Source organism: Ruegeria sp. AI2 (assembly GCF_056541275.1).
Genome location: NZ_JBQFYB010000010.1, coordinates 72192 through 97912, shown reverse-complemented (window position 1 = coordinate 97912; position 25721 = coordinate 72192). Strand labels below are relative to the sequence as shown.

The following is a 25721-nucleotide window of genomic DNA, read 5'->3' as shown; positions in this document are numbered from 1 at the left end:
GGAATGATACCGGAAATCGGGCAGTTCGCCCTGGCGCTTGCCCTGGCCGTGTCCTTGGTGCAAAGCGTATTTCCCTTGATTGGAGCAGCACGGAACAATGTCATGTGGATGCGATCGGCATCTGCGACCTCGGTCCTACTGACAGCGCTGGTTGCTATCGCCTTCGCCGCTCTGATGTGGTCCTTCGTGGTCAGCGATTTCACTGTGCTAAATGTGGCCAGCAATTCTCATTCGCTGAAACCGATGCTTTTCAAGGTGGCTGCGACCTGGGGTAGCCACGAAGGGTCGCTGCTGTTGTGGATTCTGATATTGGTGATTTTCGGGCTGGGTGTGTCTCTGTTGGCTCGGAACATCCCACTGAAACTCAAGGCGCGCACTCTGGCAGTGCAGGCCTGGATCAGCGCGGGGTTCCTGTCATTCATGCTGTTCACCTCGAACCCGTTTGACCGGGTGTTTCCGGCACCGCTGGATGGTCAGGATTTAAATCCGCTGTTGCAGGATGTCGGCCTGGCTATGCACCCGCCGTTCCTATACCTGGGTTACGTCGGCTTCTCTATCGTATTTTCTTTCGCCGTGGCTGCCCTGATTGAGGGGCGGGTCGATCCGGCATGGGCGCGGTGGGTCCGACCCTGGACATTGGCGGCCTGGGTGTTTCTGACACTTGGTATCGTTCTGGGCAGCTGGTGGGCCTATTACGAACTGGGTTGGGGCGGCTGGTGGTTCTGGGATCCGGTCGAGAATGTCTCGTTTATGCCCTGGCTTGCTGGCACAGCGCTGTTCCATTCGGCCATTGTGACCGAAAAGCGCGGCAGCTTCAAAAGTTGGACGATCCTACTGGCCGTTTTGACCTTCTCGTTGTCCTTGTTGGGGACATTCATTGTCCGCTCAGGCTTGCTTACATCGGTCCATGCGTTTTCGGTCGATCCCGAACGCGGCATTTACATCTTGGCGCTGTTGGCTGTCGCGATCGGTGGTTCATTGACGCTGTTTGCCATACGCGCACCGGAGATGGAGGGCGGCGGTCTTTTTGCCCCGATCAGCCGCGAGGCCGGTTTGCTTATTAACAACCTGCTGCTGGCCACCGCAACGGCGACGGTTCTATTCGGTACGCTTTATCCGCTTTTGCTTGAGGCTGTGACAGGTGAAAAGATTTCGGTTGGACCACCTTATTACAACGCCAGTTTCGTGCCGATCATGCTGGTTCTAGTCGTTGTAATGGGGATTGGGCCGCTGTTGTCATGGAAGCGGGCGGATTTGCGCGGTGTTCTGTCCCGGCTCAAATGGGTGGCCGGGGTTAGCCTGCTCGTAGCGTTGCTTGTGTGGTATCTGGATACCGGCGGCCCAGCCTTGGCGGTAGTGTCGATCGGCCTTGCGGTTTGGTTGCTGGGCGCTGTGCTGACAGAGTGGGCCAGCCGAATTAAGCTGGGTGAGGCACCGTTGGCCGAGTCCCTGCGTCGGGCCCGCAGCCTACCGCGTTCTCATTACGGCATGGTCGTGGCCCATGCGGGGTTGGCTGTCTGTATGATCGGCTTTATCGGGTCCAGCGCTTGGAAATCCGAGGTCGTGACTTTTGCCGAGCCCGGAACACAGATTGAGATAGCAGGGTTCGACGTGCGTTTTGACGGTGTGGAACAGCTTCGCGGTCCGAACTATCTGTCTCGCGCGGCCACACTGACGGTATTTCGCGATGGCGCTTATGTCACCACGCTTCAACCCGAGCGCAGGGCCTATCTCGTGGCGGGTACCAGTACGACCGAGTCAGCAATTCGAACGACGTTGGCAGGGGACCTTTACGCCTCAATATCGGAACCGGCGGCGGAATCAGAACAGAGCAAATGGACCCTGCGTATCTTGTATGAGCCATTGGTGGTCTGGATCTGGATAGGTTCAGGATTGTTAGCATTTGGTGGTGTCTTGTCACTCTCCGATCGGCGTCTACGCGTCGGTGCACCACGAAAACGGACTGGGCAGAGCTCCGTTGCGGTGGCGGCGGAGTAGGGCAATGAAACGTCTATTTGCACTGTTCCCAATTACGATTGCCGGCATCCTGGGTGCCTTCCTGCTATGGGGACTGAATCCCGATCGCGATCCAAACGAAATCCCGTCTGTTTTGATCTCGCAGCCGGTGCCTGAGTTCGACTTGCCGCCGGTCGAAGGGCTGGATACCCACGGGCTGTCCAGTACCGATCTGGTGGAAAATGACGGGTCAGCTCCGATCGTGGTCAACGTGTTTGCGTCCTGGTGCGTGCCCTGCCGGGCCGAACATGCGGTGCTGACGCGTATGGTACGCGATGAGGGCATTCGCCTGATGGGCATTAACTACAAAGACAAGCCGCAGGACGCGCGGAAATGGCTCGACGATCTGGGCAACCCTTATGAGCGCATCGGTTCCGACCTGGACGGCCGAGCCGGGATCGAATGGGGGATTTCCGGCGTGCCGGAGACCTTTGTGATTGATGGCGCGGGCAAGGTCGTATTCCGTTTTGTCGGCCCGGTGCTGGGCGACGAGGCAATTTCAAAGATGCGCACCGCGCTGGATCAGGCGCGGGCGGCCGGAGGAGAGGCGTCATGATACGTCGCATTGTAATTACCGCGGTCACTCTGGCGATGCTGGTGTCGCAGCCGGCATTCGCGGTTGAGCCCGACGAGATACTTGCAGATCCGGTATTGGAAGAGCGGGCCCGGGCGATTTCGAAACAGGTGCGATGCGTGGTGTGCCAGAACCAAGACATCGACAGTTCTAACGCTGGCGTGGCGCGCGACCTTCGTCTGCTTGTGCGCGAACGGCTGGTGGCAGGCGACACGGACCAGCAGGTTATGGACTTTCTGGTTGCGCGTTATGGCGACTATGTTCTGTTCAACCCGCCATGGAAGCCATCAACTTACATTCTGTGGGTTGCGCCTATCGTCATCCTGGGGCTGGGTGGTATCGCGACTGCAGCGGTATTGACCCAAAATGCGCGCCGATATCGGAAGTCGCGAAAACAAGAGACGGAACGCGGCGCGAGCGAAGAACGGAATCCCGAAAACCATTCACTCACGGAGCCGCACGCATGATCTGGATTATCTTTTCATTCATGGCCGTGGCGGTGTTTCTGACGCTCGCCCTCTCCGGCCTGGGGCGCAAGACCTCGGACTTGTCGAGACGCGAAAGCGCCTCTGCCATCTTTTCCGACCAGATCGGCGAAGTGGAGAAGGACCTGGAACGAGGAATTATCTCAGCCGAAGAGGCCAAGGCCGCCAGAGCCGAGATAGAACGTCGCCTGAAGGCGATTGACCGGCAATCGGACGACAAAGCGATAATGGGCCATTCCGGGCGTGCGCTGATTTTACTTGCCGCGCTGGTAGTTCCAGCGCTCGGAGCCGGTCTTTATTGGCAACTGGGTAGTCCCTACATCCCCAGCCAGCCATTTGCCCAACGCGAGGGGGAGCAGGCCGAAGCCCGTGAAATCGCCGACCTTGCCGTGCGCCTGAAGTCGCGGCTTGAGGCGGATGAAACCGGCGGGCCAACCGAGGGATGGGTGTTGTTGGCTCAGACCTATATGCGTATGGGACGCTTTGGAGATGCCGCAGACGCGTTCGAGGGGTTGCTGGACCGACCCAATGCGAATTCAGCGCTGGTGTCGCAATATGGCGAGGCGTTGGTCTATGCCGATGACGGTGTCGTTACGCCCAAGGCCGATCGGGCGTTTGAACGAGCCTTGGAACTGGACCCATCGAACCCAGCAGCGACATTCTACAAAGCCATTGGTCTGGAGCAGGCTGGATCGCCTGATAAGGCCTATGACCTACTGAAGACGCGGATGGACGCCGAAGAGGAGTTCCGGCCATGGATGGAGAGTTTTGTGGCCCAGCTTAACCGCATCGCCCCGTCGATCGGACGGGCTCCGGTGAATCTGGCGGCTTTTGCCCCTTCCATGCCCGGCCCAACTGCCGATCAGGTGGCGGCGGCCGAGGAGATGTCAGACGAAGACCGGCAGGCCTTCATCCGCTCGATGGTCGAACGGCTTGCGAGCCGGATGCAGGAAAACCCAGGCGATCTGGACGGCTGGATGCGGCTGGGCAACGCCTATTCGGTGCTGGGCGAGACCGACGGCGCCCGGAACGCCTATGGCAGGGCAAGGGATCTGGCGGATGACCTGCCGCAGGGGGATCCGCGCAAGGTGGCAATCGACCGGGCATTGCTGGAACTGGGGGGTTGATTCCCGCAGCCCGGCGTGGATCGGGCCGGCGCCGACTTCGCGCTGATGCCCAGTGAGCCATCTGGAAAATTCCGGTTTAGGCTATCGCATGCCGATCTTTAGGAGGTTGAGACCATGAAAGTTGAAACGTTTTCTGATCTAATTGTCTGGACGCGGGAAATGCATCATTGGCTCGCCGAATGTTTGGCCTACTGTTCGACACAGTCAGAGCAGGAGCTGGCCAGGATGTTGCTTACCTACCTCGCCGATCATGAGGCTGCTCTGGAGAAAATCGTCGATGGTTTCGTGAAACGAGCCGATCCCAAAGCGCTCAACACCTGGGTATATGACTATTTGGGCAATGAGCCGATCGACCCACATCGCGCCTGCGACAGGCCGTTCGCACAGATGAGCGTCGATGAGATCTGCGAAGCGGTCTTCGATCTTCACAATCAGGTGATCGACTTATATCGGTATTTGCACGGGCGTGCCGAGATACCCGAGGCACGCGAACTCTTTCAGGCGATACTGGATATGGAAGAGCACGAGACCATGCGTTTAGCGCAGCAGAGCAACCGCGTCCGGGATATGTGAACTCCGGGGTCAGGATCCGCTTTCCACGGCTCCGCCCGCAATCGGCGCGGCCTGTTCCATCGCGTCGAGAATGGCGTTCGTGGTCAAGATCTCTGGCAGGGCGATGCCTTCGGGGGCCGACGGGCCGTAGACGATGTTGAAGGGGATCCCGAACCGTCCATTGTCCTCAAGGAAACGGGCGATCACATCGTCGGGGCGGGTCCAGTCGGCCTGCATCGGAATTGCTTTGTCCGATTGCAGTGTTGCCAGAACCTCGCCGCGTTCCAGCACCAGCGCTTTGTTGGCCTTGCAGGTCAGACACCAGTCGGCTGTGACATCGACGAAAACCACCTCGCCGCGCGACACAAGGCGGGCGATTTCGGGGCGGCTGAAGGTAATCCAAGGGATCTCTCCGGCTGGTTCAAGCAGCCTGGACCGGTCTTTGCCGGCAATCGCAACCGGTGCGGCAAACGCTGCGGTCAGCGTCAGCAACAGGGCTGTCCAGCGCAAAACGGGTGGCATCATCGTACTTTTCCAGATCAACAGGACCAGAACAGTTGCAGCCAGCACGGTAGCAGTTGCAGCAGTGTCTCCGGCCACCCCGACCATCACCCAGACCAACCAGCCGATCGTGGTCAGCAGTGCCGCCGACAGGGCCCATTTTAATCCCACCATCCAACGCCCCGGTTTAGGCAGAGCGGCGGTAAGTTTCGGGTGCACTGCAACCAGCAGGTAAGGAATGGCCAGCCCGACCCCCATTGCGGTGAAGATCGCCACGATATCCACCGGTCGGCCGGTCAGGGCAAAGGCCACCGCCGTGCCGAGGAAGGGGGCCGAGCAGGGCGTCGCCAGAACTGCTGAGAAGGCTCCGGTCAGGAAATCCCCGACCAGCGACACGCGGCCCTTTTCGACATGGGCAAGCCGGGTGTTCAGCGACTGCGGCAGCGTGATCTCGAACAAGCCCGCGAGGCTGGTTGCAAAAACCGCCAGCACCACGATCATCACCGCAAGGAAAAGCGGATTCTGGAACTGGATGCCCCAGCCGACGGAATAGCCCAGCGACCGCGCCGCAATGGTGATAGCCGCCAACAGCCACATGAATGTCAGGATTCCGGCTGCCGAAGCCAGGAACCCGGCGCGAATCTGAGCCGCAGAGCGGTCGCGAGCCTTTACCGCCGAGGAAAGCTTGATCGAAAGCACTGGCAGTACGCAGGGCATGACATTCAGAATCAACCCGCCGCCCACCGCCAGCAAAATGATCCAGACCAGCGCGCTGGCTGAAGTTTCGGCGGCCGCGATCTCATATGGTGGCGGGGTAGGGGGAGCGTCGGTACGGGGCGAAAACTCGGCCACGCGGTTGGTGTCGGTAACCGTGACGGACAAGGCGGGGGGGTCCTGTGCCAGAGCGAGGACCGGGAACTGCACCCATAGCTGACGCCTGTCGCCAGCGAGCCGGATGTCGGGTGCACCAAACGCGGTGTCACGTCCCATGTCGGGAAAGACATCAGGCGCATCAAAGGGCAGGTCGCTGGTGAAATTCAGCGTCAGCATCTCGGACTCGGTATCCAGGGTCGCGGCGTCGGACTTCATTCCGCTTGTGTTTCCCGTGCTTGGCACCCGCGACAGAAAGGCATTTATAAGCCGGGCCGAGTCCTGATCCCGACCCGTTCCCTGAGTCAGCGACAAGTCCAGCGAAAACTCGACCGGCACACAGATATCGGAACAGATCAGCGTTGTCACAGCGGCCTTCAAGTCAACTGGCGCTCCGGGGTTCTCGAGTGTGACGGTCAGCGGAAAGACCACTTCGTCCTTGTACCCGAAATTCTCGATCCCGAAGGCGCGAAAACGGATCGGCGCGGGCCAGTGAAACTGTACGTCGCTGACGTTTTGCGAGCCGTTCCAAGTGATCTTGGGCGGAATTCCCACCTCACCAGGCGACTTCCAGTAGGTTTTCCAATCTTCGCCCAGTTTCAGATGCAGTCCTGCAGTGATCGTCTTGACGTCAGGCGCGATCCCGTCCTGCGCGGTAATTATGTGTGCGACCAGGGGCTCTGATTCATACGCTTGGGATGTAGCTGCAAGGCTTGTCCCGGCGGAAGTCTGGCCAAAGATTAACCCCAAGATCATAATACATAAATTTAGGAGTGTTCTTGCCATTGCGCGTTGCCATCGGTTGTTTTGCACCCGTCTCTGCCAGATTCCAGCGCTGGAGGGTCAACGAGCCGGAATGTCACATCCCCACGATCAGCTCACGAAACCTTCGCGCCCGTCTTCGCAGATGAAATAGGCCCCGCCATCCGCGCCCTCCCATTGAACCCGGCAACCTTGGGGCAGGGCGTATTCAGGCTGCGGCGGTTGCAGCGGGCATAGTTTAGGGCGTGGTGCGCAAGCCGCCAGCGAAAGAGCGGCCAGCGACATGGCGGCCAACCTTGAGCACCAAAGCTTCATGATTGAAGATTATTGCCGGTGTACTGGGTTCGGTCCGACCGCGGCGTCTGTTGCCTTTGGTCTTTCCGATTCAGATTTGTTCGAATGACAGGATTTTTCCATCGCCTTGTGCATAAAGAAATGGGCTCCGAGGCACAGGATCAACGGTGCGAAAAGACCCAAGGAGTCAGAAAGCCCACCAACCGTCCCGCCGGCGATCAAGTAGAGAGCGATCGGCGTTATCATGGCAATGCAACATACCATCATGCCCCATTTCATTATCTTGCCGCCGCTAACCGGTACTGACGCCTGCGGCGCGTTTGCAGTCTGTTTTTCTTTCACATTCAACTCCAAAATTTGGATTGGAGACCTCTGCTAACGCCTTCCCACGATGGAAGGTCAAGCTGTTTTGGCGCGAAGCGAATTTGACGCTGTCAAACCAGTCCAGCATTTGCTTGGGCCTTACTTGGTGCATAGACACGGCCGGAACAGGGAAGTTTTTAGGGGTATGAACAGCAGGCATTGTCGTCCCGACGCCTGGTGAAGTTTCAGGTTAAACACGAAGCTGCCTAGGTCACTTTAAGCCTTGAAAACTCGCGGGTGGGTCGAAGCGATATCGAACGAATAATTGAATGGACAAATCTTCCCCCGTCGCGGATTGTCTAATCCCCTGGGTACTAACTCCAGACACCAACCAGCCAATAGGAGCGCTATCAATGCTGACCAGACGACATTTTGTTGCAGCCTCGCTCGCCATTTTCTCTCAGCCGGTTTTTGGAGTGACGTCGGCGGCGGCCTCGCAATGGTCGGAGTGGGATGCGCAAGTAACTCCAGCCAATTTTGATCCCGCAACATCCAATCCCTGGGGTTTACACCCACGTTTCCTGCCTCAGCGTGTGCAAACCAATCGACCACTTACTCCGGGTGACATTCATGTCGACGCGGTGGCACGATATCTGTATTTCATCGAAGACGGTGGCACAGCAATGCGTTACGGCGTAGCCATTGCCCGAGGCAATCTTTACGAGCCCGGAGTCTACACGATCAAGCGAAAGGCCAAATGGCCGCGTTGGACTCCTACAGCCGAAATGATTGAGCGCGACCCTGATGAATATGCGCAATTCGCAGATGGTGTGCCCGGTGGGCCGACAAACCCATTGGGATCAAGGGCGTTTTATCTGTTCGAAGGTGGTCGCGACACATACCTGCGAATTCACGGAACGCCTTATCCAAGATCTATCGGAGGTCGCGCAAGTTCTGGCTGCGTAAGGATGGCGATGCCACATATCATCGGGCTTTATGATCGTGTCAGGCCAGGGTCCACGGCTCATCTCTACCCTCCCGAGCGGCTTCTGACCGCGACCAGCTGACAGGCGCTTGTCAGGCGCGCGTACAGATTGGGCGCCCTTCAATAGTCCTAAGTGGTAGGTAGGTTGTTTCAACTGGCCCAACATAGCGATACCAATAGCAACCGTCCTCAGGCATGATTTTCACTGCGTTCAGGTCCTGGCCCGGAGCAGCAATCTGGGCTACGGCGTCAGGAACTTGGGAAAGCGTTCCGGGCTCGCTATCTGCAGATATTGACGTTGTTTCGGTACAAGCGCCGATGAACAAAAGTGCGGCCAGTGCTTGGAAAGCTTTCCTGAAGGACATGGTGTTTAGTCCACTGTGATTGTCATTTGTAGTGCCTGCTACCCTCGCATCGACGGGTGATCACATCAATTCACCAAGAACTAAGCAATTGTTAGCGTTGCTTTTTTGTGTTCGGTTGATTCAAGAAAGTCAGGTTTTGCTTAAAGCAGCCTGGAGTTACGTCCAAGAAAAATTGCTTTTCCACAATGACTTGATGATTTGGGTCCGCCTTCTAAGGAAATATCCCTGCGCCAACGGCAACGACAATTCAGACGAGACATCCCATATGAAATGTCATTTGCGTGTTGACCTTCCAGCGCAGGAACCGGGCATACGAGTTATTTGAGTCGGAAAAAAAGAATAAACTTTGGGATGGCAGGCATGAAACGGAGCAAAGAAGGAAAGGTTGTTACGCGACGTGGAGTGATTGCCGCGTTTGCTGCGACGACGCTTTTTCCAGCACCGGCCGTTTGGGCCCAATCAACGGCAACTGAGGGGACGCGCCGCAATGTTTCCTCATTCCGCGTTGCTAAATGGCAGGACCACTTTGATACGCTTAAGAATGGTGTGATCCTGTCCGATACACAGTCCAAGGTCCTGCAATATTGGTCGGAAGACGAAAGCGTCTACCGAATGTATCCAACCAGCGTACCGCTGACGGAAGACCTTACAAGGCTGGGCTACACCACAGTTACTCGCAAGGTCGAAGGGCCGTCTTGGCGACCGACACCAGCAATGAAAAAGCGCAACCCCGCTTGGCCCGATTATGTGGGCCCGGGTCCGGAGAATCCTCTGGGGACACATGCACTTTATTTGAGCTGGCAATACTACCGGATCCACGGCACCAACGACACGCGCAAGATCGGGAGAAGATCCTCCAACGGCTGCATTGGCTTGTACAACGAGCAGATTGCGGAATTGTTCGAACTGGCCACTGTGGGCACTCAGGTAAAACTGATCTGACCTTGGTCAGGCCGATTTTTTTTGCGCGCGTTGAACCTAAGAACTGACAATCATGTGAAGAACAGAGATGGATAAACTTACACTCTTGATCGGCGGAGTAGTGATCGCAGGCGCCGCCGCGTTCGTCTACAACTTAAATCAGCAACCAACAGGTCACTCGATGACGCCGCCCGATACGTCAGCACTGGAGCAAGGAGACCCAATCGAAAACGTCACTCTGCCGGACCAGCTAAGCGAATTTGCGGCCGTCGGCAAAGTGGCATTCGACGCCAAATGCTCGGCGTGCCATGGCGCGAATGCAACAGGTCTGGAAGGCCTTGCACCACCTTTGGTGCATAAAATCTATGAACCAAGCCACCATTCGGACGAGTCATTTTATGTGGCAGTCCAGAATGGAGTTCGGGCACACCATTGGAAGTTCGGCAATATGCCGCCGGTCGATGGCTTGACCCGTGCGGATGTGAAGGGCATCGTGGCGTATATCAGAGAGCTGCAGCAGGAAAACGGGATTTTCTGAAGGTGACGAGCCGAATGGGCAGTGCAATTCGTTACATCATACTGTCAATGGTGCTGACCATTGGCGGGCTGCTTGTGACGGCCGATTCTGCTCATGCACATGGCAGTGGTTCTCAGCACGTGATTGACCAAACGGACTCCGCGGACGTTGAGCATGTCAAGCAGGGTCATCCCGGACATTGTCATGGCGGAACGATTTGCAACGCTGTTGGTCTATTTTCGATGGGTCCACCACCGCCTGGCCCCCAAGATACTGAACAAAGATACTCGATCCCTCGAGCCCAATACCGGGTTCTCGGTATCGCGGCGTTTGACCCACCACCGCCGCGTGTCCTGATCTGACCAGTCGAATTGCGCTCAACCTGGGCGCGTCGAAGCAGACGACAAGGACAAAACAATGAACATTCTGAAAATGACCACAGGCGTTGCCCTGGTTTCTCTGTTTGCAGCCGCCGCCCTGGCGCATGGTGGCGCAACCGGCATCGTCAAAGAACGCATGGATGGTATGTCCGCGATGAAGGACAGCATGAAGATCCTTACGCCGATGATGCAGGGGAAAACGCCCTACAATGCGCAAACGGTACGAAGCGAGGCCAAGAAAATCGGGCGTCACGCTGGCGAGAGCATGACAAAGCTGTTTCCAGAGGGATCTGATGGCAAACCCTCGGAGGCCAAATCGGAGATCTGGCAGGATTGGGGTTCATTTGCAGAGTTAGCCAGGCAGTTGGAATCCTACTCTGAAGGCCTTGTGCTTGCGGCGGACAACGGGTTGATGATGTCCGGGTCGGGCCATGGTTCGGGCATGATGGGCGGCGCATCCATGATGGGTGGCGGTTCTATGATGGGTGCCGGAATGATGGGCGGCAGTCCAAACCAGGCACAACTTTCTGAAATGCCGGCAGATGGTGTGTTCATGATGCTGAGCCAGACATGCTCGGCGTGTCACACGCAATTTCGGTCGGAATAGGAATGCGTCATGAGACCGATATTCCGATTGGGCCTTGCTGCCGCCGTAGCGGCGTCAGCGGGACTTGTTGCTGTGATGGCTTGGCCGATTGGCCAGCCCTTACAAGCTCTCGACATTCAGGGTGACGTTAACCGCGGGGCGTATCTGGCAAGGGCAAGTGGTTGTATCGCTTGCCACACAGATTTTGCCAAAGGGGGCGCGGCCTTGGCCGGTGGGGTGGAGTTGGATACCCCGTTCGGCACGCTCTTTTCGCCGAACCTGACCACAGATCCCGATCACGGGATCGGTGATTGGACAATCGAGGAGTTCGCCCGCGCGGTGCGTCAAGGCGTATCACCCGGCGGACAACCCTATTACCCGGCCTTTCCTTATCCATTCTATGCCAATTTCACGGATCAGGACATCGCCGATCTCTGGGCCGCATGGCAAACAGTTCCACCGGTAGCGGAACCGTCAAAAGAACAGGAAATGGCGTTCCCCTTCAATCAGAGATGGGGCCTGAAGCTGTGGCGCGCGGCTTTTCTGGAACCACCCCGCACTGATCCCGTGCCGGGCAATGACGAAGTGTGGAACCGGGGCCGGCTACTGGTCGAAGGTGCCACACATTGTGCGGCCTGCCACACCGGGAGGAACCTGGCTGGCGCAAGAAATTCGGACACGGAACACTTCAAGGGAAGTGACTCTCTGCCGGGCGGTGACAAGGCACCGGCCATCGACTTTGAGACCCTGCAAAAGCGTGGTTGGACGGTAGATGATTTGGCCTACGCGTTGCGCACCGGCGTCATGCCTGATGGCGATGTCTTCGGCGGCGCCATGGGAGAGGTCGTAAACTATGGCACCAGCTTTCTGACAGACGAAGACCGGAAGGCAATGGCGACCTATCTGCTGGATGTGCACGACGGGGGGTAATCGAGTGAGAGATCAAATTTTCTTTGGAGGGAAGTCCTCATGAAGCTCAATCGCAGGCAATTCGTTGCAGGCACGTCGGCACTAATCGCAGTGCCGACTATCGGGAGGGCGGCTACCGCCCCCCGAATAATCGAGGCGCGTTCAGGATTGGCACGTGTTGCCCCCGACAGCTATCCTGAAACCGAGATATGGGGATATGATGGCGGTGTTCCGGGCCCCGAAATTCGTGCCCGGCAGGGCGAAACGGTTCGCCGGACACTCCTGAACTCACTGCCTCAGCCTACGGCAATCCATTGGCATGGACTGCGGGTTCCAAACAACATGGATGGGGTGCCGGGTCTTACACAGGAGGCTGTACCAACAAGCGGCGAGTTTCAGTATGACTTGCCTCTGAAGGATGCAGGAACCTTCTGGTACCACTCTCATAACCAGTCAACGGAACAAGTGGCCAGGGGCCTTTACGGCGCGTTCATCGTCGACGAAATGGACCCGCCGGACACGGATCATGACATTACGATCCTGCTGGATGACTGGAGGTTGGGTCAGGACGCCCAAATCGTCGATGATTTCGGCGCGATGCATGACTGGACGCATGCAGGCCGAATGGGAAACTACGTTCACGCACACATATCGCCCATGACAGAAGTTCTGACAAACCAGCGTTTGCGACTTCGAATGGTCAACGTGGCAACTGATCGGATCATGTATGTCTCAGTAGGTGGCGCAAACGGGAAACTGGTCGCTTATGATGGCATGCCTGTAAGGCAGCCAGAGGATTTTGAAACCCTTGTTTTTGGGCCTGCACAGCGAGCAGACTTAATTGTTGATGTCACAGCGGAATCGAACGAAGCCGTTCAAATAACTCTTCACGAACGCGATGAATCGTTTGTCATTGCTGAAATCCCGGTTTCGGGAAGCGGTGCATCCGCAAACCGCGGTGCAATAGAAGCCCTGCCACCCAACCCTGTTTCCTTTCTCGAAGATGTTTCTGACGCTTTGACAATCCCATTAGTGATGGAAGGCGGGGCGATGGGCGGACTGCGTCAAGGCACTTTTAACGGCCAGGTCATGAGCACCAATGAATTGGTTCAGGAAGGGCAGATCTGGACATTCAACGGTGTCGCCGGGTTACCTGAAAACCCCCTTGCTGCCGTTTCGCGTGGCGACATAGTCCGGATTCAGATGCAGAACGACACCGTCTTTCCGCACGCTATGCACTTGCACGGGACGCACTTTCAGGAAGTTCTGCCAAACGGCAACCTAGGGCCGCTGCGGGACACAATCCTGGTTGACCGGATAGAAAAGCGGGAGATTGCGTTCGTTGCGGATAACCCGGGGGATTGGCTGTTTCATTGCCATATGCTGTCGCATCAGGCCGCTGGTATGAAGACCTGGCTGAGCGTGGCATGATGAACAAGAGTTCGGCGAAATGGGTGTCACTGGCTGCTGTAGTGATCATTGTCGCGGTCGCTGGCTGGGGCCTGAGTGGGCGTGCGCAGAACAGTGCATCAGCGGATTCGGCACGTGGTGCAGTTTTGTACGCCGAAAACTGCGCGTCATGCCACGGGGCAAATTTGGAGGGTCAGCAGGATTGGCAAACACCTGATCCGGATGGCGTCTTGCGGGCGCCCCCGCATGACCGAACCGGGCATACCTGGCATCACGGCGACAAGCTGTTGTTCGACTATACAAAGTTTGGCGGGGACCAAACTTTGAAACAGATGGGTGTCGCTGACGTCAAAAGCGGCATGCCAGGCTTCGGGGACACTCTGTCGGATCAGGATATCTGGGACATCCTCGCCTTCATCAAGGAGAGTTGGCCGGATCGGGAACGCAAGCTGCAAGAGCAACGCACCGAAGCAGAACAAACGGAAGGAAACTGATGTGAAACGAATACTTGCAGGCTTAGTCGCTATCGCCATGTCGATTGGCATTCCTATGGCACGCGCCGACGAGCTGTCTGACTCCGATGTAAAACGGCTGGCTCTCGAAGCCATTTTGGAAAACCCTGAGATCATCATGCAGGCGATTCAATTGCTTCAACAGCGCGAGGATCAGGCAAAAGCCGAAGCAATTGGAAGCGTCTTGGAAAATCAGCGTGAATTGCTGGAACAGGATCCGAATGCGCCTGTAATCGGAAACCCGGAAGGCGATGTAACCGTGGTCGAGTTTTTCGACTATAACTGCCCATATTGCAAACGCGCTGCCCCGGTCGTGAAGAACGTAATCGCGGGCGATTCCGATGTGCGAATTGTTTATCGAGAATGGCCCATACTTGGAGAAGGTTCCGACTTCGCGGCACGCGCTGCGCTGGCCTCACGAAACCAGGGAAAATACGAAGAATTTCATTGGGCGCTTATGGCTCTGAACGGTCGTGCCACTGAGGCCAGTGTACTGAAAGTTGTTCGGGAACTTGGCCTGGACGAGGATCAATTGCGCGCAGATATGGAAGCGCCGGAAGTCGACGCGCATATTCAGATTTCCATGGAATTGGCCCGACAGCTTGGCTTCAGTGGCACTCCTTCGTTTGTGATTGGAGATGCGCTTGCCCCGGGTCTGATCACCGAAGATGAAATGACCCGGTTAATCGTGGCAGTCAGAGACGCAAGATAGAACCAAGGGGGCGACAGCATGTGCGCTCCTAAGTTTATCATGCGATCGTGGCTTCGTATCCCTCGGACTTCAGCGCTGCAAGGATATGATCAAGTGAATTGGTGCTTAAGACACGTACCCTGCGGTTTTCCATGTCAAAGTCCAACTGTGCGGAGGAATCCACCGTGGCAACGGCTTTTTCGATAGCTGACTTGCAGTGCCCGCAGCTCATATCCGGGATATTTAGGGTCGTCATGGATGTTTGCTCCTGTGTTCCGTCGTCCCGGCTAAAGTATTCCAGCACAGGAAGGTCAAGTCGTGATTATTGGATCGTCAAAATTAGTGGCAAAGAAAGTCAGCCCCATCCCTTGACCTTCCACTTGCTGGAACCCTTATGTTTCCCGTCAGCAGAACATTGGTGGTGACAATATGACTGAAATTTCACATGCAAGGTTTCAAGTTCAGGGTATGAGCTGTGCGTCCTGCGTAGGGCGGGTTGAGCGCGCGTTGAAAGATGTGCCAGGGGTAGATGCCGCTTCGGTTAATCTCGCCAGCGAAAGCGTTCAGGTCGATTTCCGCGATCCAGCCGATAAAGCGGCCATTGCTGATGCGTTAAACAGCGCCGGATATCTGGCACGGACGGAAGAGGTAACGCTGGATATTCAGAACATGTCCTGCGCATCGTGCGTGGGGCGCGTTGAACGGGCATTGCAAGCAGATGATGGCGTCTTGTCCGCGTCGGTCAATCTGGCCACCGAAAGTGCAACTGTACGTTATGCTGAGGGAGTCACAACACCCGAAGCCATCGCGGCGCTTGCGGCATCTGCTGGCTATCCGGCGAGCCTGCGATCCGCGACGCAGACCGAACCACAAGACCGCAAAGCCAAAGAGATTCGCCAATTGGCCCGGCGAACAAGCTTTGCCGCCTTGCTCGCTTTGCCGGTCTTTATCCTTGAAATGGGCTCGCATGTTATTCCGGGCATGCACCACCTGATAGCGAGCACGATCGGCATCCAGAACAGCTATTACCTGCAATTCCTTCTAACCACGATCGTTCTTTTTGGGCCAGGTTTGCAGTTCTATACTAAGGGATTCCCTTCCTTGTTCAAAGGCGCGCCGGACATGAATTCTCTGGTGGCTCTGGGCACTTCGGCGGCTTATGGGTTCTCGCTTGTTTCCACCTTTGCGCCGGGTGTTCTTCCCGCCGGAACCGCAAACGTCTACTACGAGGCCGCAGCGGTGATCGTGGTTCTCATATTGCTGGGGAGGTTCCTCGAGGCGCGCGCCAAGGGGCGAACTGGTGAAGCGATCCGAAAACTGGTCGGTCTGCAGGCAAAAACAGCGCGCGTTGAGCGCGACGGATCGGTTGTCGAGCTACCGATCGAGCAGATCGTTGTAGGGGATATTGTGCACGTTCGACCGGGCGAAAAAATCGCGGTGGATGGTGCCGTAGTGACCGGCGCGTCATATGTCGATGAAAGCATGATCACCGGCGAGCCGGTTCCTGCCGAAAAGACCGAGGGCGCAACTGTGGTCGGCGGAACAGTTAATGGCGCGGGCGCATTGACGTACCGGGCTGAAAAGATCGGCGCAGACACTATGTTGGCCCAGATCATTCAAATGGTCGAACAAGCACAGGGTGCCAAGCTTCCGATTCAAGGCTTGGTTGACCGCATCACGCTGTGGTTCGTGCCGGTAGTGATCGCTGTGGCCGTAATGACTGTGCTGGTTTGGATGTTGTTCGGACCCGATCCTGCGCTCAGCTTGGCGTTGGTAGCCGGGGTTGCGGTACTGATCATTGCTTGCCCCTGCGCCATGGGGTTGGCCACACCCACCTCAATCATGGTCGGCACCGGCCGCGCGGCCGAGATGGGTGTCCTGTTTCGAAAGGGCGACGCCTTGCAAATGCTGCAGGAAACCACCGTTGTTGCGGTGGACAAGACGGGGACCTTGACCGAAGGGCGTCCGGAGCTGACCGACCTGATTGTGGCCGAAGGATTGGCCGAGGATGAGGTTCTGCGCCTTGTTGCTGCCGTTGAGGTCACATCCGAACATCCGATCGCCACGGCCATCGTGCGCGCGGCTGAAACCCGTGGTCTGGAGCTTTCGAAGCCAGAAGACTTCACGTCGATCACCGGTTACGGGGTAAGCGCCTCAGTCGAAGGCCATACAATCCTGATCGGGGCCGACCGCCTGATGAGTCGCGAAGGGGTTGAAATGGGCGCGTTGTCTGATCGGGGCGCTGAACTCGCAATCAACGGAAAGACTCCACTTTATGCCTCCGTAGACGGAGTTATCGCAGCCGTCATCGCCGTGGCGGACCCAATCAAGACCACCACGCCAGACGCAATTGAAGCTTTGCACGGACTGGGGCTGAAAGTAGCGATGATTACCGGCGACAATACCGCTACAGCCAAATCCATCGCGGCGCAGCTTGGCATCGATCATGTCGTGGCCGAGGTTCTGCCAGAGGGTAAAGTATCCGCGTTGCAAGATCTGCGCTCAAATGGCGGAAAACTGGCCTTTGTGGGTGATGGCATCAATGATGCCCCCGCTCTGGCGGCGGCTGACGTAGGAATTGCGATCGGGACAGGCACTGACATCGCCATCGAGGCGGCTGACGTCGTTCTGATGTCAGGCGACCTGACAGGCGTGGTCAACGCCTTCGATATTAGTCAGCGCACCATGCGTAACATCCGCCAAAACCTGTTCTGGGCTTTCAGCTACAACACGCTGCTCATACCGGTTGCAGCGGGGGTGCTCTATCCGTTTGGCGGCCCGTTGCTGTCGCCGGTTTTGGCTGCAGGTGCCATGGCGCTGTCCAGTGTATTTGTCCTGACCAACGCGCTGCGGTTGCGCTGGGTTAAGCCGATCAAAGTTGGGCGAGAACAGATCTCGCAGAATGAAGAGCAGGCGCTGCGATCAGCGCCTGCTGAATAGAATAGGAGAACCGCTGTGAATATCGGAGATGTAGCAGAACGTTCGGGTCTGCCTGCCAAAACCATCCGTTATTACGAGGATATCGGATTCATCAAACCCAGGCGCAGTCTGAACGGGTATCGACATTTCGACGAAAAGGAACTGCACAAACTGGCCTTCATCGGGCGGGCCCGCTCATTGGGCTTTACCATTGAGGATTGCCGTTCACTACTGGCGTTGTACGAGGACAAAGAACGCGCAAGCGCGGACGTGAAGGATATCGCCAAACAGAACCTAAAAGAAATAGATGCCAAGATCGCGGACCTGAAGGCCATGCATGCTACACTGTCTCATTTAATCGATGAATGTGCCGGAGACCACCGTCCCGACTGCCCGATCCTGAAGAACCTCGGCCAAACTTAGATGCGCTCATCGTATGAACTGCCTCCTATTTTGGCAGTTTGTTACGTGTATTCGCGGGAATCCGCTTCATTTCGATACAGCGCACCAACTCACCTGTTTTTTCCTCCGACTGGCTTGAACACTCGTTACGTTCGTCCTAACTGCACGGGATGAAGTGGAAGTTTTTCTCAGTGTTGCGAATGACGTTTCTGACATGCGTCTGCTTGGCGATGACCTTCGTCGGCACTGTTGTGGTCGCGAGCAGTGACGTCAAAAACAGTAGCACCTCTGAGCCTCACGGCGTTTCAATGGCTGCAAAGTCATCAGACTTCAAACACGACCATAGCGGTTTGCATCCGACGACTGGCCAAATCCACACGGATAGCCACGTAAATCACAGCGGAGAATGTCATTCCGGTATCTGTTGTGTTGGCGAATATCCGACCCACGTAGGACTTGCGGTTTTGGCTGAAGCTTTTGGCCAGAAAAACCGTAACATGGATTCCGACATCCACAACTCTCAAGCGCCTCTGACGCCCGATCGTCCTCCACAAATCTCCTAACATCCACAGGCCCGTCAGCGCGGGTTTTCATGTTGTTTCGGTTCGAGCATGCACTGCGACCGTCAGGAGATTATTATGCGTGGAAGATATGCGGCACTATCAGTACTTGCCTTGGCGATTGGCCTGGGTGGAGGTGTCTTTCTTGAAAGACTGTACCTGAATCCAATTGATCAGGGCCAGTCGAACGAACCAGAGGTCCTTTATTGGGTAGCACCGATGGATCCGAATTTTCGGCAGCCTGGACCTGGAAAATCGCCGATGGGTATGGACTTGATCCCGGTTTATTCTGGGCAGGAACCTACCGGCGACCCTGAAGAAGTCACCCTGAGCGCTGCGGAAATCAACGCAATTGGTGTGCGAACTGCGGTTGCACGCATGACTGATATCGAACCTCGCATCGAAACGGTGGGTTTCGTCGGCTTTGACGAACACCTGACCAATCACGTTCATACGCGTGTTGAAGGTTGGATTGAGCAACTGAAAGTTCGAGCGGTCGGTGATCGCGTTGAGAAGGGGCAAGTTTTATTTGAACTCTTTTCACCACTGATCGCAGCTGCGACCGGCGATCTTGTACGCGCAGTCGAAGCTGGTGACCCGCGGATTTTGGACGCGGCGCGCAATAAGTTGATCAGCCACGGTATGTCCGCTCGTCAGGTTGCTGAGATTGAGGCGGGCGGTGAGTTGGTTCGAAATGTGGAAATTGAGGCACCTCAAAACGGTGTCGTCATAGCTCTGAATGCCGCCGATGGCATGTACCTGCAGCCAGGCACGCTTGCTTTTTCGGTAACCGATCTTTCTGAAGTATGGCTGATCGTTGATGTATTTGAACGAGATATTGCACGTTTGTCGGAAGATATGCGCGCGATAGCAAGGTTCGAGCACCTACCCGGTCGCACCTTCGAAGGCGACATCGACTATGTTTACCCTGAGCTTGATCCGCAAACCCGAACTCTTCCCGTAAGGCTTAGTTTCGATAACACCGACGGCGTGCTGCGGCCGGGCATGTTTGGCAGTGTTAGCCTTATACCGGATGAAAGCCGAAATGTTCTCACTGTTCCATCAGAGGCGTTAATTCGTACCGGTTCGGCGGAACGCGTCATCTTAAAAACAGGCGATGGTACTTTTCGCCCGAGACTGGTGACTACAGGTCTTCGAGACAGTTTCGGCGAGGGGGGTCGAACAGAAGTTCTGCAAGGGCTTGAACCTGGTGAGGAAGTTGTCGCATCCGCACAGTTTCTAATCGACAGTGAAAGTGCTTTGAGCGCCGGTTTCACCCGAATGGCACCAACGGATACCGAACCAGCACGCGGGGCAGGCACCCTGGTTTCACTCGATGCCCAAAATCGTATGGCAACTGTTCGTCACGATGTTCTCGAAAGCCTCGATTGGCCCGCAATGACTTCGCAGTTTCCGGTGAGGTCTGGTGTTTCGCTCGACAGCTTGAGTGCAGGCGACGCAGTCGCTTTCGTGATCGCACGGGGTGCGGATGGGCTTCTGAGCCTGATGGAGCTTGCACCAGACGATGGTATTGCCGGAACTGGTGCCGGAATCGCGCGCGCCGTCACTTCAGACGGCAAATTGACGCTTGAGCACGGACCGATCCCCGAGCTCGGTTGGGCCGCCATGACAATGGATTTGCCTGTTGTAGGAGTAGATCTCACTACCGTGCCAATCGACATGCCAATTGAGTTTGATCTGGCTGAGGGAGAAGGGGGGATGTTCTCGATTGTGGCAATTCGCGAAGAGGGCTCGCCGCCGACGGATTCCGTTGAACCCGAAGAAACCGACACGCCTTCTGCTCCACCGATTGTAGTCACCGGCACGATCAACCTCGTTAATGCTGAGGCGGGAACGGCAACCATCACTCACGGGCCGATGACTGAGATTGGCATGCCCGGAATGACCATGGATTTCCCATTAGAACCTACATTGGACACAAGCATGCTCGAAGTCGGTTCTGAAATGACTCTGACTTTCGCGCGTGCAGATGGCATGACAATGGTGTTGGCTGCGGCAACGCCTATTGCACCGCCACTTCAGGTTTCTGGCCGGATTAACAGTATCGACCCGAACGCGCGTACCGCGAACGTAACACACGGTCCGATGACTGAGATCGGCATGCCGGGCATGACCATGGATTTCCCGGTTGCGGAGGGGATTGAGGTTTCTAACTTGCCTGTAGGGATTGATGTTTCTTTGATCCTTCGCCGCAATCCCGACTTTTCGATGACGCTGTTAGAGGTCGCGCTTGATGGGAGTGTTACGCAGTGATCACGGCCATCATTCGTTCTTCGCTCGCCAACAGGTTCGTCATCTTGGCCCTCGCATTCATGATAGGAGTTGCGGGTATTTGGGCCATTCGTGAGACGCCGGTTGATGCAATCCCGGATCTGTCGGATGTCCAGGTAATTGTTCGCACGCCATATCCCGGGCAAGCGCCTCAAGTTGTCGAAAACCAAATCACATATCCACTTGCGACAGCCCTATTGGCCGTACCCGGTGCAAAAGACGTTCGCGGGTTCTCGTTCTTTGGAGACAGCTTTGTATATGTTGTCTTTGAGGACGGGACGGACCTCTACTGGGCTCGGTCGCGTGTGCTCGAATACTTGGGCCAGATTACCGGCAGCTTACCTGAGGGCGTGTCACCACAACTTGGCCCTGATGCGACTGGGGTCGGGTGGATTTATCAGTATGCGCTGGTTGACAGAACCGGAAATCATGATCTGGCTCAGCTCAGGACTCTGCAGGATTGGTTTCTGAAATACGAATTACAAGCCGTGGAAGGCGTCTCAGAAGTCGCCACCATCGGCGGAATGGTCAAACAGTACCAGGTCGTCGTCGACCCAAACAAACTACGTGCCTATGACATAACACTTGCACAATTGAGGACGGCTATTCAGGCGGCCAACCGCGAGACGGGCGGCAGCGTCATTGAGATGGGGGAAGCCGAATTCATGGTCAGGTCCTCGGGCTACATTGACGAATTGTCAGACCTTGCAAGCGCGCCGTTGATGGTCAACGACCGTGGCGCCGCTCTGACGCTTGGAGACGTCGCTGAAATCCGTCTGGGGCCGGAAATGCGGCGCGGTGTCGGAGAACTCGACGGGCAAGGAGACGCGGTTGGTGGAGTAGTCATTCTGCGATGGGGTGGGAATGCGTTGGCAACGATCAAAGCGGTGGAGGCGCGCATCGAAGAGTTGCGCTCAAACCTGCCGGAGGGGGTCGAAATCATAACGACCTACGACCGATCTGGTGTGATCGAGCGTGCTATCGATAACCTCCAGAAGAAACTGACGCAGGAATTCATTGTCGTTGTTCTTGTGTGCGCGGCTTTTCTACTTCATCTGCGGTCATCCCTCGTAATTCTTCTGTCGCTCCCTCTGGGAATCTTTGCCGCATTTATTCTGATGAAGGCGCAAGGAGTAAACGCAAACATCATGTCGCTCGGCGGCATAGCCATCGCTATTGGTGCGATGGTCGACGCATCGATTGTGATGATCGAGGCGATGCACAGGCGGTTGGAAAAAGAAAAGCTCACAGCAGAGAACCGATGGCGGATTGTGCAAGAGTGCGCTTCTGAGGTGGGACCAGCCCTTTTTTATTCTCTGGCGATTATCACGGTTAGTTTTTTGCCTGTTTTCGTTCTGGAAAATCAGGAAGGTAGGCTCTTCTCGCCACTCGCTTATACCAAAACCTACGCCATGGCTGCAGCCGCCATCCTTTCGATAACGCTGGTTCCGGTCTTGATGGGTTACTTTGTAAGGGGGCGTATTCTACCGGAGCGAAAAAATCCGCTAAATCGCTTGGTTGTGTTCGTGTACCGCCCATTTCTGGACGCGGCAATTGCCTGGCCATGGGCAACAACACTGTTGGCCGGCGTTCTGGTGACGTCCATGTGGTACCCGTACCAGAGAATTGGCTCTGAATTCATGCCCGAGTTGAACGAAGGTGATTTTCTCTACATGCCGAGCTTCTACCCCGGGATCTCGACGGGAAAAGCCCGTGAGGTACTGCAGCAGACCAATCGCCTGATCGCGACCGTGCCTGAAGTCGAAACTGTTCACGGTAAAGTTGGGCGTGCGGAGACTGCAACCGATCCAGCACCTCTAACGATGGTGGAGACCACAATCCAACTCAAGCCGGAAGAAGAATGGCGCCCCGGCATGACAATGGAGAAAATCCGGAATGAGCTCGATCGTATCGTTCAGGTTCCGGGCGTTACAAATGTTTGGATCCAACCTATCAAGAACCGCATCGATATGCTTGCGACAGGTATCCGTACTCCTGTCGGTGTCAAAATATCCGGCACCGACTTGGAGGTCATTACAGATATAGGGATCGAAGTAGAGCGTGCGGTCGCTGATATTGATGGAACGGCTTCCGCCTACGCAGAGCGACCTGTTGGCGGGCGTTTCATCGAAATCGACGTCAAACGAGATGCCGCCTCCCGATACATGATGAGTGTTCGAGAAGTTCAGGACGTAGTGCAGACCGCAATTGGCGGTATGCAAGTGTCGGAATCTGTGGAGGGGCTGGAGAGGTTTCCTATAAACCTTCGGTACCCTCAGGCATGGCGAGACAGCCCGGAACGGCTCGAAAATCTTCCTGTCGTCACGCCGTCGGGTGCTCATGTGCCACTGTCCGCTCTCGCCGATATTCGAATAGTTGACGGGCCGGGAATGATACGATCAGAGAACGCTCGACGAACTGGGTTCGTGTTCATCGACATCGCGGGGCGCGACCTGGGCGGCTATGTGGCCGAAGCACAAGAGGTGGTTACAGAAAAGGTCGACCTGCCTCCAGGTTACTCGCTGACTTGGTCAGGGCAGTATGAGTACATAGAGAGAATGCAGGACAGGTTGACGATCGTTGCTCCTGCAACCCTGCTAATTATCACGCTCATGCTTTTCTTGGCGTTCAATCGGGTGATTGAGGTCGGGATAATTCTTGCGGCGCTCCCGGTCGCATTGGCAGGTGGGGTTTGGTTCTTATGGTATCTTAACTTCGATATCTCAATTGCTGTGCTCGTGGGCTTCATCGCGCTGGCGGGAGTTGCCGTGGAAACAGCGATTGTCATGTTGTTGTACCTCAATCTTGCTTGGGAGAAACGTCGAGGGCTGGCGCAATCGGAACAGCGAAAGCTGACACGTGACGATATCGAAGACGCGGTGTTCGAAGGAGCCGTTCTTCGGGTTCGGCCGAAGGTAATGACTGTAGCCACGATCTTTGCAGCACTGATACCCATCATGTACGGCACCGGTACAGGCTCTGAAATCATGCAGCGGATCGCTGCGCCGATGATTGGGGGCATGGTGACAGCGACCCTTCTTACGCTTTTTGTCATTCCCGCAATATTCGTGATTTGGAAACGGCTCGCGCTCAATCGCGTGAACCGAGAGATCTCCCACACGATCCAGGAAGTGCCCCCTGCGCTTCCGGCAGAATAATACCCACAACCTTGAAACAGGAGCATCTGATGAAAACTTTGACTGCAATTTTGGCCCTATTGGCCGTGTCTACAACATCCGGCATCGCGCAAACGAACCACGGCATGGACCATTCCAACATGCCCATGTCTTCCGAACAGATGGAAGGTGCGGTCCACGCAAAGGCTTTGGTGAACTCAATTGGCGACGAAACCGCTAACGTCAGCCATGATCCGATCCCCGAGATCGGGTGGCCCGCGATGACGATGGATTTGCAGCTTCTTGAGAATGCCCAGATGATGGGTGAGATCAGCGCAGGTGACGAAGTCACACTGATGTTGGTCAAAAGCGATGATGGTATGTATGCGATCGGCGCGATCATGAAAAACTGAGTCTGTTGATGCGGCAGCTATTCACCAATGATGTGATTGTTCGCCGTTTCAACGACTGTAGGAAATTCTATGAACTAAGAGAAATGGAGTAGGAGCCACTCAAGAACCAAATCGTATTTCAACGATCTGTGGCTCTGCTCATAAGTTATCAGTCCATTGTCGGTTAAAGGCGCTTTAAGCAATTCGTTGACTGATTGAAGCTCCAAAGCTCAGAAAATCTTCCGGCTATACTGATTGAACAGAGCAATCCAGGCAAGCAGTACACAAACTGCCAACGCTTCGGTATCTCCGGCCCGCGCCACTGCAGTTAAACTGCGCAAAATTCTGGAGCTACTTGCGCAGCCCAGTGGAAATCTGACCGACAAGCAAATCCCACCTAAAACATTTCACAATTGGAATGTGTGTACTACATTGTCGCCGAGATGACTTCACGCGGCCATTCAACGGACCAGCGTCGAATTGTCTGGGGCGTTGCCTTGTTGGTTTTTGCTTCAGTCGAAAACGCAGCGCGGAGCGGTCAAAATGAGGATATCTCCAGGGCGACGACTTGGGAAAACGATACGACATGACAGCTAACACAAGAGAGCACTGGGACGATGTCTATGGCGAGAAGTTTGACACCCAATTGAGTTGGCACGAGGATGATCCAGAGATATCGCTTGAACTCATCGAGTTGATCAGAGTGTCTAAGCCTTCATCCGTCATCGACATTGGTGGAGGTACATCTCGTCTTGCTGGAGCGTTGCTTGCGAAGGGGCTCCATGACGTGACAGTTCTCGATCTATCGCAGGTCGCGTTGGACACGGCCCGGGAAAGGTTGGGGCGCGCCGCTGAAACAGTCACTTGGATTTCTGCAGATATAACTTCTTGGGTCCCCGATCGCAGATATGACGTCTGGCATGATAGGGCGGTTTTTCACTTTCTCGTGGATACATCGCAACGCGCGGCCTATCTGGAAAGCGTGAAGAAAGGGGTAAAAATTGGCGGCCATGTGATCATTGCTACGTTTGCACTTGATGGGCCGGAGACTTGCAGTGGTCTCCCTGTCGCCCGCTATAGTCCGAGCGATATCGCCGTGCTTTTTGAGGAACACTTTGAACTCGTCGCGCATCGCCATCACCTGCACCAAACCTCTTGGGGGGAAAGTCAGTCTTTCCAGTTCAGTGTTCTCCGCCGCTGCGTTTGAGCCCACACCTGAAACTGGCCCAAAGCGGTACGCTTCCAATAAGCTTTCGGGGCATGCCGATTGTGTTCACAAG

The 25721-nt window shown here is 55.8% G+C and carries 24 protein-coding genes; 19 read left to right on the top strand and 5 right to left on the bottom strand.

The annotated features are described in order from the left end of the window. Positions 1 to 3 precede the first annotated feature (3 nt). The 5 genes from ACR0LL_RS16170 to ACR0LL_RS16150 all read left to right on the top strand — a co-directional run bounded on the left by ACR0LL_RS16170 (position 4) and on the right by ACR0LL_RS16150 (position 4775). Positions 4 to 1998 carry a heme lyase CcmF/NrfE family subunit gene (locus ACR0LL_RS16170; RefSeq protein ID WP_170417870.1) on the top strand — a complete coding sequence of 665 codons (1995 nt, stop codon included), beginning with the start codon at positions 4 to 6 and terminating at the stop codon, positions 1996 to 1998. A gap of 4 nt (positions 1999 to 2002) precedes the next feature. Beyond that, positions 2003 to 2572 carry a DsbE family thiol:disulfide interchange protein gene (locus tag ACR0LL_RS16165; RefSeq protein WP_170417873.1) on the top strand — a complete coding sequence of 190 codons (570 nt, stop codon included), beginning with the start codon at positions 2003 to 2005 and terminating at the stop codon, positions 2570 to 2572. Next, positions 2569 to 3057: a cytochrome c-type biogenesis protein gene (locus ACR0LL_RS16160; protein WP_170417876.1), complete on the top strand. Its 489-nt coding sequence runs from the start codon at positions 2569 to 2571 to the stop codon at positions 3055 to 3057. Before ACR0LL_RS16165 ends, ACR0LL_RS16160 begins: the two co-directional genes overlap by 4 nt. After that, entirely contained in the window at positions 3054 to 4202 is a 1149-nt protein-coding gene (gene ccmI, locus ACR0LL_RS16155; RefSeq protein WP_170417878.1) for a c-type cytochrome biogenesis protein CcmI, read from the top strand. The genes ACR0LL_RS16160 and ccmI overlap by 4 nt, the downstream gene beginning before the upstream one ends. Positions 4203 to 4316: 114 nt before the next feature. Beyond that, on the top strand, positions 4317 to 4775 hold the full coding sequence (locus ACR0LL_RS16150; RefSeq protein ID WP_480588238.1) for a hypothetical protein: 459 nt from the start codon (positions 4317 to 4319) through the stop codon (positions 4773 to 4775). Between the two features lie 9 nt (positions 4776 to 4784). On the opposite strand, the gene ACR0LL_RS16145 is transcribed toward ACR0LL_RS16150, so the two are convergent. From ACR0LL_RS16145 to ACR0LL_RS16135, 3 genes are all read right to left on the bottom strand, one after another. Continuing rightward, entirely contained in the window at positions 4785 to 6881 is a 2097-nt protein-coding gene (locus tag ACR0LL_RS16145; protein ID WP_480539782.1) for a protein-disulfide reductase DsbD family protein, read from the bottom strand. 117 nt (positions 6882 to 6998) lie between these two features. Beyond that, positions 6999 to 7172, bottom strand: a complete 174-nt coding sequence (locus ACR0LL_RS16140) for a hypothetical protein (RefSeq protein WP_170417885.1) — start codon at positions 7170 to 7172, stop codon at positions 6999 to 7001. Between the two features lie 39 nt (positions 7173 to 7211). Then, the gene (locus ACR0LL_RS16135) at positions 7212 to 7523 is read right to left on the bottom strand and encodes a DUF2933 domain-containing protein (protein ID WP_255612174.1); all 312 of its coding nucleotides are present in this window, start codon (positions 7521 to 7523) and stop codon (positions 7212 to 7214) included. A 374-nt stretch (positions 7524 to 7897) separates the two neighbouring features. On the opposite strand from ACR0LL_RS16135, the gene ACR0LL_RS16130 reads away from it, so the two are divergent. The 8 genes from ACR0LL_RS16130 to ACR0LL_RS16095 all read left to right on the top strand — a co-directional run bounded on the left by ACR0LL_RS16130 (position 7898) and on the right by ACR0LL_RS16095 (position 14781). Continuing rightward, positions 7898 to 8551 carry a L,D-transpeptidase gene (locus ACR0LL_RS16130; RefSeq protein WP_050605720.1) on the top strand — a complete coding sequence of 218 codons (654 nt, stop codon included), beginning with the start codon at positions 7898 to 7900 and terminating at the stop codon, positions 8549 to 8551. A gap of 634 nt (positions 8552 to 9185) precedes the next feature. Beyond that, positions 9186 to 9776, top strand: a complete 591-nt coding sequence (locus ACR0LL_RS16125; RefSeq protein ID WP_170417888.1) for a L,D-transpeptidase — start codon at positions 9186 to 9188, stop codon at positions 9774 to 9776. Between the two features lie 67 nt (positions 9777 to 9843). Beyond that, a complete protein-coding gene (locus ACR0LL_RS16120; RefSeq protein ID WP_170417891.1) occupies positions 9844 to 10293 on the top strand; it encodes a c-type cytochrome in 450 nt (149 codons plus the stop codon). A 396-nt stretch (positions 10294 to 10689) separates the two neighbouring features. Then, positions 10690 to 11259, top strand: coding sequence for a c-type cytochrome (locus ACR0LL_RS16115; RefSeq protein WP_170417895.1), 570 nt, complete (start codon positions 10690 to 10692; stop codon positions 11257 to 11259). 9 nt (positions 11260 to 11268) lie between these two features. After that, the gene (locus ACR0LL_RS16110; protein WP_170417899.1) at positions 11269 to 12168 is read left to right on the top strand and encodes a c-type cytochrome; all 900 of its coding nucleotides are present in this window, start codon (positions 11269 to 11271) and stop codon (positions 12166 to 12168) included. 39 nt (positions 12169 to 12207) lie between these two features. Further along, positions 12208 to 13578 carry a multicopper oxidase family protein gene (locus ACR0LL_RS16105; protein ID WP_170417903.1) on the top strand — a complete coding sequence of 457 codons (1371 nt, stop codon included), beginning with the start codon at positions 12208 to 12210 and terminating at the stop codon, positions 13576 to 13578. Continuing rightward, positions 13578 to 14051: a c-type cytochrome gene (locus ACR0LL_RS16100; protein ID WP_170418019.1), complete on the top strand. Its 474-nt coding sequence runs from the start codon at positions 13578 to 13580 to the stop codon at positions 14049 to 14051. Before ACR0LL_RS16105 ends, ACR0LL_RS16100 begins: the two co-directional genes overlap by 1 nt. A 1-nt stretch (position 14052) precedes the next feature. Continuing rightward, complete coding sequence (locus tag ACR0LL_RS16095) at positions 14053 to 14781, top strand: DsbA family protein (protein ID WP_414478956.1); 729 nt, start codon at positions 14053 to 14055, stop codon at positions 14779 to 14781. Positions 14782 to 14818: 37 nt separating this feature from the next. Here ACR0LL_RS16095 and ACR0LL_RS16090 read toward each other — a convergent pair whose 3' ends face one another. After that, positions 14819 to 15016, bottom strand: a complete 198-nt coding sequence (locus tag ACR0LL_RS16090; protein WP_170417905.1) for a heavy-metal-associated domain-containing protein — start codon at positions 15014 to 15016, stop codon at positions 14819 to 14821. Positions 15017 to 15189: 173 nt separating this feature from the next. On the opposite strand from ACR0LL_RS16090, the gene ACR0LL_RS16085 reads away from it, so the two are divergent. Both ACR0LL_RS16085 and cueR read left to right on the top strand, forming a co-directional pair. Continuing rightward, on the top strand, positions 15190 to 17700 hold the full coding sequence (locus ACR0LL_RS16085) for a heavy metal translocating P-type ATPase (protein ID WP_170417908.1): 2511 nt from the start codon (positions 15190 to 15192) through the stop codon (positions 17698 to 17700). A gap of 15 nt (positions 17701 to 17715) precedes the next feature. Continuing rightward, the gene (gene cueR, locus ACR0LL_RS16080) at positions 17716 to 18102 is read left to right on the top strand and encodes a Cu(I)-responsive transcriptional regulator (RefSeq protein ID WP_152460772.1); all 387 of its coding nucleotides are present in this window, start codon (positions 17716 to 17718) and stop codon (positions 18100 to 18102) included. A gap of 302 nt (positions 18103 to 18404) precedes the next feature. Here cueR and ACR0LL_RS16075 read toward each other — a convergent pair whose 3' ends face one another. Then, positions 18405 to 18596 (bottom strand): hypothetical protein, encoded by a 192-nt coding sequence (locus ACR0LL_RS16075; protein ID WP_170608328.1) that lies wholly within the window; start codon positions 18594 to 18596, stop codon positions 18405 to 18407. Positions 18597 to 18719: 123 nt separating this feature from the next. Here ACR0LL_RS16075 and ACR0LL_RS16070 point away from each other — a divergent pair, with 123 nt between their 5' ends. The 4 genes from ACR0LL_RS16070 to ACR0LL_RS16055 all read left to right on the top strand — a co-directional run bounded on the left by ACR0LL_RS16070 (position 18720) and on the right by ACR0LL_RS16055 (position 25648). Further along, positions 18720 to 20915, top strand: a complete 2196-nt coding sequence (locus tag ACR0LL_RS16070; RefSeq protein ID WP_170417912.1) for an efflux RND transporter periplasmic adaptor subunit — start codon at positions 18720 to 18722, stop codon at positions 20913 to 20915. Then, positions 20912 to 24091 carry an efflux RND transporter permease subunit gene (locus ACR0LL_RS16065; protein WP_170417917.1) on the top strand — a complete coding sequence of 1060 codons (3180 nt, stop codon included), beginning with the start codon at positions 20912 to 20914 and terminating at the stop codon, positions 24089 to 24091. The genes ACR0LL_RS16070 and ACR0LL_RS16065 overlap by 4 nt, the downstream gene beginning before the upstream one ends. 29 nt (positions 24092 to 24120) lie before the next feature. Further along, positions 24121 to 24462: a copper-binding protein gene (locus ACR0LL_RS16060; protein ID WP_170417920.1), complete on the top strand. Its 342-nt coding sequence runs from the start codon at positions 24121 to 24123 to the stop codon at positions 24460 to 24462. Positions 24463 to 25027: 565 nt separating this feature from the next. Next, positions 25028 to 25648, top strand: coding sequence for a class I SAM-dependent methyltransferase (locus ACR0LL_RS16055; RefSeq protein WP_170417923.1), 621 nt, complete (start codon positions 25028 to 25030; stop codon positions 25646 to 25648). Positions 25649 to 25721: the final 73 nt, after the last annotated feature.